The sequence below is a fragment of the Pontiella sp. genome (assembly GCF_041622395.1).
Classification (GTDB): Bacteria; Verrucomicrobiota; Kiritimatiellia; order Kiritimatiellales; family Pontiellaceae; genus Pontiella.
The window spans coordinates 1-6,810 of sequence record NZ_JBFJYW010000216.1 but is presented as its reverse complement, the minus strand read 5'-3'; the positions used below and the strand labels follow the sequence as shown (position 1 = coordinate 6,810).

The following is a 6,810-nucleotide window of genomic DNA, read 5'->3' as shown; positions in this document are numbered from 1 at the left end:
TTCGCGCCGCTTCTCTTCGAACCCATTGAGAAAGGTCACGACAAGGTACAACAGAAGCAACAGGAAGATGGGAACGCCGATAAAGAAAAAAGCGTCGGGCAGGTCCGCCGCTGAGATGGCGCTGCCGCCGCGCCGAACGGCCGGCCGGGCAACGGACTTGGGAGCTTCCTGGGCGGGGAGATAGTCGTCGGCGGTTACGCCATAAACCGCGGTTACCTTCGCGGCGCCCGACGCCTCGGCGTCATCGGTGCCCTGTGCCGAAGCATCGATACCCCCCAGCCCGACCAGCAGGAATAAAACTATGATTACGAATTTCCCCATGTGTTTCATCATCTATTCCCGATACGCTTCCGAAGACCCAAGAACAACAATTAGTGTGTTGAAAACTAGCAGAACGAACACAAATGAGAACTTGAAAAGCTAGCTTTCTGCCATCGCCAGCCAGTCGGATGCCGGCCGGTCGAAGCCGACGCCGAGCATGTAGTTGTAGGCGGCGGCCTTCAGTGCCTGGCCCACCCGCTCCAAATCGTGGTCGAAATCGCACGCGAACGGGATTTCGTTGACGGCAAAGGTTGAAATGGCGGGCTCCAGCAGGCGAATGCCGTACGACTCGGGATGCACCGACACATCGCTATGGGCAGTCAGCGCAAACCGGTGCCAATAGGCGGAATGCAGGATGTCCGCATCGAACAGGTCCCGAACGGTTTCGAGCGCCTGCAAGGTTTCGTCGAGGGTTTGGGTTGGAAAACCATACATTAAATAGGCGTGCGTCATGATGCCTGCTTCCGCGAGATCGGCCAGCACGCGGGTGGCGTGTTCCACCGTCACGCCCTTGCGCATCAACGCCAGCGTCCGGTTGCAGCACGTTTCCAGTCCGCCCGTCACCGCAATGCAACCCGACTCCGCCATCTTCGCAACCAGCTCCGCCGAAAACCGCTTCTCGAAGCGGATATTCCCCCACCACTCGATCTCCAGTCCGCGCCGGAGAATTTCATCGCACAAGCCATCGAGCAGCTCCGGCGGCAACGCTTCGTCCACGAAATGGAATCCGCCGAACCCGGTCCGCTGCGCCACATCCTCGATCCAGTCGCAGATGGTCTGCGGCGTCGCGGGGTCGTAGCGGCAGATATAGTCGATCGACGTATCGCAAAACGCGCATCGGCGCCAGCAACAGCCATGGGCCAGAACCAGCTTGTTCCAGCGCTCGTCCGACCACAGCCGCGTGACCGGATTGAGCGTCTCGAACACGCCGAAATAGCGGTCCAGCCGCAGGCCGCGGAAATCGGGAGCCGGAAGATCGTCGTGCGCAACCTCTTCGACCTCGGTCGTCCGATACCGCACCTGCCCGTGTTCCCGCACGAACGTGCGCACCGGTGCGCCCCCTTCGGCCAAGCGCTGCAAGGGAAGGAACCCGCTATCCAGGGTGATCGCGTCCACGTAGTCGAAGATGGCCGGGTCGGCCAGCTCCCGCAGCTCCGTATTGGCGTAGCCGCCGCCCAGCACGATGCGCACACTTGCGCAAGTGTGCCGGGCTTGCTTGGCAACCACGAGCGCGCCCATCAGGCAGCCGGGGAACGGGACGGTCAGCGCAACCAGGTCGGGCCGGTGCCGCCGCATGGCGGCATCGGTCAGCTCCCGCAGCCATTTCACGAAGATCGAGTCGTTGTATTCCACTTCGTCGCGCAGCTCGCCGAAGTCCGGCAGACTCGCCGCGATCTTTTCGGCATAGCGGGAAAAGCCGAAGTTGGGATCAACCTCGGCCGCGACGTCGGCGACATCGTCGAGATAAAGGCTGGCGAGATGGCGGGCGCGGTCGTGGGTATCCAGTCCGCGGAAGTCCCACCCCAGCTGTTCCTCCTGATCGTATGCCCGGGCCAGGTTTTCGCCTTCGGGCAGATAGCCGCGGCGCGCGAGGCGTTCGGCCGCGGCGGGATTCCTGCCTTGCAGAAACGCCACCACCTCGCCGATCGTTTCGAGATAGGGCGCGGCCGCCTCGGCGGGGAGCCCCAGTTCGCTCGTCAGGGTTTCAATTCCCTCCCGCGAAAAAATGCGCAAGAGCAACTCCAGCGAGAGGTCGGCCTGGACGGCATCGTGACCGGCCGACCTTAGATAGGCCGTCAGCAGGGGCGTTGCGGCATAAGGCGTGTTCGGTTGCAACAGCGGCGGGGTTATGAGCAAAATCTTCATGATCAGGGCCATGCAAAGTACCTGCATTCCCGGCGCATTTCCATCTGCAATCGTAATATTATTGCACGTGAAAAGGCGATTGTGCATAAATGACGGGCTCGTACCAACAGAGGACAATCCAGATATGGCAAAACCAATTTATGCAGGCTCCTACAACACCCGCAAAGGCGGTGGGTGGAAGCGTGTTTTCATCATCATCGTCATCGTCCAGATCATCGGAGTTGGAATCTACCTCTTCCTGTCGCGCGACAAGGCCGAGGAGCGCGTTGCGGCGGACGGAACGTCCGGCGCCCCCGTTGAGGCCGGACCCGCCGCCCCCTTGATGGATCTCGGCCCCGCCCTGGCGGCGCCCGTCATGGACGTGGCTCCGACGGCTCAATCGCGCGCCGCCATCTCCGATGCACAGGCGGCCATCGATGCCGGCCAGCTGGCCGATGCCAAAATCATTCTCGATAAGATCGTGGCGGTCACCCCCGATGCCCGGGCCATCAAAATGCTCGGCGACGTGAACATGAAGTTGCTGAAATCGCCCATCATGATTCCGGGGAAGCAATACTACGTGATCCAATCGGGCGACTATCTTCAGAAGATCGCCAAGAAGTTCAACACGACCGTCGAGCTGATCAAAACCATGAACAACATGGAAACCGATGTGATCCGCCTCGGCGCCAGCTTGCTGGTCTATGAGGGCAATTTCAGCATCCGGGTCTCCAAGAACCGCAATACGCTGGACCTGATGAACGGCGACCGGATTTTCAAGCGCTACTCCGTCGGCACGGGCAAATTCGGCAAGACCCCCGCCGTTGAATTCCTGATCGTCGACAAGATCACCGAGCCCCCGTGGACGCGCCCCTCCGACAACAAGCAGATTGAATTCGGCGACAAGGAAAACGTACTGGGAACCCGCTGGATGGCCATCAAGTGCGAAGCCCATCCCGAAATCACCGGGTACGGCATCCACGGAACATGGGAGCGCGACAGCATCGGCAAGCAGTCCAGCGCCGGATGCGTCCGCATGCTCAACGAAGACGTGGAAGAGCTTTTCGATCTGGTCCCACGCAAAACAACCGTTATAATCACCGAGTAAATCGGACACGAGGAGTCGCACATGAGCGCACAATTTAGTCTTCCATTCGAACGCCCCGTCCAGGAACTGGAGAGCAAACTCAGCGAGCTCGAATCCTTCAGCAAAGAGCAGGATATCGATGTGTCCCATGAGATCCAAAACATGAAGGACAAGATTGAGCAAACCCGCACCGACATCTACGCCAACCTGACCGCATGGCAGAAGGTTCAGGTGGCCCGCCACCCGAACCGCCCCTACACCATGGACTACATCGAGTCCATGACCACCGATTTCGTCGAAATCCACGGCGACCGGATCCACCGCGACGACCGCGCCATTGTCGGCGGCTTTGCCAAACTCGATGGTCGCAAAGTGATGATCATCGGCTCGCAAAAGGGCCGCGACACCAAATCGAACGTTGAATCCAACTTCGGCTGCGCCCACCCGGAAGGCTACCGCAAGGCGCTTCGACTGATGAAGCTCGCCGACAAGTTCGGCGTTCCGATCATTACCCTGATCGACACCAAGGGAGCCTATGCCGGCCTCGAATCCGAAGAGCGCCACATTGCCGAAGCGATCGCCGTCAACCTGCGCGAATGCTTCAACATCAAGGTGCCGATCATCTGCGTGATCATTGGCGAAGGCGGCAGCGGCGGCGCACTGGGCATCGGCATCGGCAACCGGATTCTGATGCTGGAGCATGCCTACTATTCGGTCATTTCGCCGGAAGGCTGCGCCGCGATTCTCTGGAAAGACCGCGCCTATTCCGACAAGGCCGCCGAGGCCCTCAAGATTACGGGCAAGGACCTGCTGGAACTCAAACTGGCCGACGAAGTCATTCCCGAACCTAAGGGCGGGGCCCACGCCGACCCCGAAGCGATGGCGCTCAACCTGAAGACCGCCGTGCTCCGGAATCTGGATGAACTCTCCGCCATGTCCGCCGACGAGATCCGTCAGGACCGCTACGACAAGTTCCGCTCGATGGGCGTCTTTGAAGGCAGCGTGGAGTAAAAAAAAAGCGTTGGCCGTTCCGCTTGGCGGGGCGGCCCTTCAATAATCCCTGGGATTACGGACGGGTACGGGTAATCTCCACCGCCGAGGCTTTGGCAAAACGAAGCGCCCCCGGTTTGTCGATCGTCACGACTACCTGCTGAACCTTCGCGTTGGCCAAGGCGATGTCGGCAATGCGTTCCGCCAACGATTCGATCAGCTGGAAGCCGCTGCTTTCAACCAGCTTCAAAATCGCCTTCTTGATGGACTTATAATCGACCGTGTCGTTCAGGTCGTCCGACCGTCCCGCCTTGCGCAGGTCGGCGTGCATTTCAACATTGATGACAATGTCCTGTTTCTCGCGCCGCTCTTCGGGGAAAATACCGATGATGCAGCGCAACGCCAGATCGCGAATGAATATTTTGTCCATTTCAAACCTTTAGTTTCATAGAAAGCGTCGCAGACCCACAAATCGGCAATCAACAATCTAAAATCAAAAATTGCGGCGAAGCCGCTTAAACGCCATTGCCCAGCAAATGCTGGCCGCCATCGACATAGATGGTTTGCCCGGTGCAGGAGTCGGCCCGCAGCAGATAGAGCACCGCCTCGGCAATGTTTTCCGGCGTCGGGAAGCGCTCGAGCGGCACCTTTCCGGCCCGCTCGACAAAATGTTCGCCACTATCGCCCGGCGGCGGCAGGATCGGCCCCGGAGCCACGGCATTGACCCGGATATTCGGCGCCAGCTCCAAGGCGGAAAGCCGGGTCAGCTCCTCCAACCCCTTCTTGGAAATCGAATACGGCAGGCAGCTCGCATCGTTTGCGCGAATGCGCCGATCCAGCAGATTGACCACCGCCCCCTGCCCCGCCTGCGCGGCAAACTGCCGGGTCAGCTCCATCGGAGCAAACAGATTGACCTGAAACTCGCGCAATACGCGCTCCGGTGCGCTTTCCGCCAACCGGTCCCGTGTGAAAAGCGATGCATTGTTGATCAAAATATCCAGCGGACCGGCGCGGCCGATCAGCTCCGGACATTCGTCCGGCGATTGCAGGTTGGCCTGCACCGTGTGCGGCGAAAGCGCACGCGCCTCGTCGGCCGAGGCGCAGTAGTGCACCACCACCTCGACTCCGGCCCGTTGCAACGCCTGCGTAATCGCCTTGCCGATCCGCACCGCGCCCCCCGTCACCAATGCCCTTTTTCCTTCCAAAACCATGCGCCCATCAATACGCGCATTTTTCAGCCATTGGAAGTTTTGCCTTTCCTTTTTAGCGGCGAGCGCAAGAATGGAGGCCAAGTCACGGAGGTTGCACCCATGGTCCGGAAATTACTATTTACCTGGTTCGCAAGCGTTATGCTCGCCGGCGCCACGGCGCAGGAATCGAATACCGTCAAGCGGATCCCGCAACCCGGGAAAACCCCGCTCGTCTACATCATCCCGATCAAGAAAATGATCGAGCCCGCCCTGCTCTACGTCGTCCGCCGCGGCGTCGACGAAGCGGTGCGCCACAAGGCCGATGCCATCATCCTGGACATGGACACCCCCGGCGGCCGCGTCGATTCCGCCGTGGCGATCATCGACGCGCTAAGCAAGTCCAAGATTCCGCTGTATACGTTCGTTGGGCGCGAAGCCATATCCGGCGGCGCTTTCATCGCCCTAGCCACGCCGAACATCTACATGGCGCCCGGCACCTTGATCGGCGACATCACCCCCATCATCATGGGCATGTCGGGCGGCGTCCAGGATCTGCCTGCGGCCGAGAAGGAAAAGATGACCTCCTATGTTGCGGCACAGGTGCGGGTGGCGGCCGAGAAAGGCGGCTACGATCCGCTGCTGGCCGAGGCCATGGTGCGCGCGGAAATCGAATACAAGGTCGGCGATACCGTCATCAGCAAAAGCGGCCACGTCCTGACGCTCACCAACACCGAAGCCGAGCAATTGGTCGGCGAAGACCCCAAACCCCTGTTCTCCAAAGGCACCGTCAAGGATATCGACGAAATGCTCGAAGTAATCGGGCTGGCCGGCGCCGAAAAGCGCGTGCTGGAAGTTACGGCCTCCGAAAAGCTGGCGCGCCTCATCGCGGCCATCGCCCCCCTGTTGATGATGCTCGGCCTCGGCGGACTCTGGCTGGAGTTCAAGACGCCCGGATTCGGCATCTTCGGCATTGCCGGAATCCTGTGCCTGCTGCTCTTTTTCACCGGGCACCACATTGCCGGGCTCTCCGGAATGGAGGACGTCGCCATCTTCATTCTTGGCGTCATCCTGCTCGCCATCGAGGTGTTCATCACGCCGGGCTTCGGGGTGATGGGCTTCAGCGGGCTGCTGCTGATCTTCGTTTCGTTCATCAGCGCCATGAGCGAACGGATGCCCGGCAAGTGGCGCCCCGTCGACTTTTCGCCCGAAACCTTCTCCGTTCCGTTCCTGAAGGTCATGCTCTCGTTCCTCGGCGCCTTCGCGCTGGTATTGATCGCCGGAAAGTTTTTGCCGAAAACCAAAGCCTTCCGGAGCCTGACCCTTGGCGAGGTCATCCCCGCCTTGGCCGAAGACCAGTCGCTGCTGGGACTCGAAGGC

General features: G+C 60.2%; 7 protein-coding genes. 3 read left to right on the top strand and 4 right to left on the bottom strand.

All coding sequences use genetic code 11. From position 1 onward, the window contains the following. Together ABYO54_RS12180 and ABYO54_RS12175 are read right to left on the bottom strand one after the other, a co-directional pair. Positions 1–321 (bottom strand): hypothetical protein (locus ABYO54_RS12180; RefSeq protein WP_372808526.1); only part of this gene is annotated, 321 nt, incomplete at its 3' end. 99 nt (positions 322–420) lie between these two features. Next, positions 421–2,214, bottom strand: coding sequence for a radical SAM protein (locus ABYO54_RS12175; protein WP_372808525.1), 1,794 nt, complete (start codon positions 2,212–2,214; stop codon positions 421–423). A gap of 97 nt (positions 2,215–2,311) precedes the next feature. On the opposite strand from ABYO54_RS12175, the gene ABYO54_RS12170 reads away from it, so the two are divergent. Further along, complete coding sequence (locus ABYO54_RS12170; protein WP_372808524.1) at positions 2,312–3,274, top strand: L,D-transpeptidase family protein; 963 nt, start codon at positions 2,312–2,314, stop codon at positions 3,272–3,274. A gap of 21 nt (positions 3,275–3,295) precedes the next feature. Then, complete coding sequence (locus ABYO54_RS12165) at positions 3,296–4,264, top strand: acetyl-CoA carboxylase carboxyltransferase subunit alpha (RefSeq protein ID WP_372808523.1); 969 nt, start codon at positions 3,296–3,298, stop codon at positions 4,262–4,264. A 55-nt stretch (positions 4,265–4,319) separates the two neighbouring features. On the opposite strand, the gene folB is transcribed toward ABYO54_RS12165, so the two are convergent. Together folB and ABYO54_RS12155 are read right to left on the bottom strand one after the other, a co-directional pair. Continuing rightward, on the bottom strand, positions 4,320–4,673 hold the full coding sequence (gene folB, locus ABYO54_RS12160) for a dihydroneopterin aldolase (RefSeq protein WP_372808522.1): 354 nt from the start codon (positions 4,671–4,673) through the stop codon (positions 4,320–4,322). Between the two features lie 85 nt (positions 4,674–4,758). Continuing rightward, positions 4,759–5,454, bottom strand: coding sequence for an SDR family oxidoreductase (locus tag ABYO54_RS12155; protein WP_372808521.1), 696 nt, complete (start codon positions 5,452–5,454; stop codon positions 4,759–4,761). A gap of 99 nt (positions 5,455–5,553) precedes the next feature. Between ABYO54_RS12155 and ABYO54_RS12150 the strand changes: the two genes are divergently transcribed. Next, positions 5,554–6,810 (top strand): nodulation protein NfeD (locus tag ABYO54_RS12150; protein WP_372808520.1); only part of this gene is annotated, 1,257 nt, incomplete at its 3' end.

Excerpts from the sequence above, each read along its gene's own strand:
- ABYO54_RS12155 (WP_372808521.1), bottom strand. The coding sequence starts at position 5,454 with ATGGTTTTGGAAGGAAAAAGGGCATTGGTGACGGGGGGCGCGGTGCGG.
- ABYO54_RS12175 (WP_372808525.1), bottom strand. The coding sequence starts at position 2,214 with ATGCAGGTACTTTGCATGGCCCTGATCATGAAGATTTTGCTCATAACC.
- ABYO54_RS12170 (WP_372808524.1), top strand. The coding sequence starts at position 2,312 with ATGGCAAAACCAATTTATGCAGGCTCCTACAACACCCGCAAAGGCGGT.
- folB (WP_372808522.1), bottom strand. The coding sequence starts at position 4,673 with ATGGACAAAATATTCATTCGCGATCTGGCGTTGCGCTGCATCATCGGT.
- ABYO54_RS12165 (WP_372808523.1), top strand. The coding sequence starts at position 3,296 with ATGAGCGCACAATTTAGTCTTCCATTCGAACGCCCCGTCCAGGAACTG.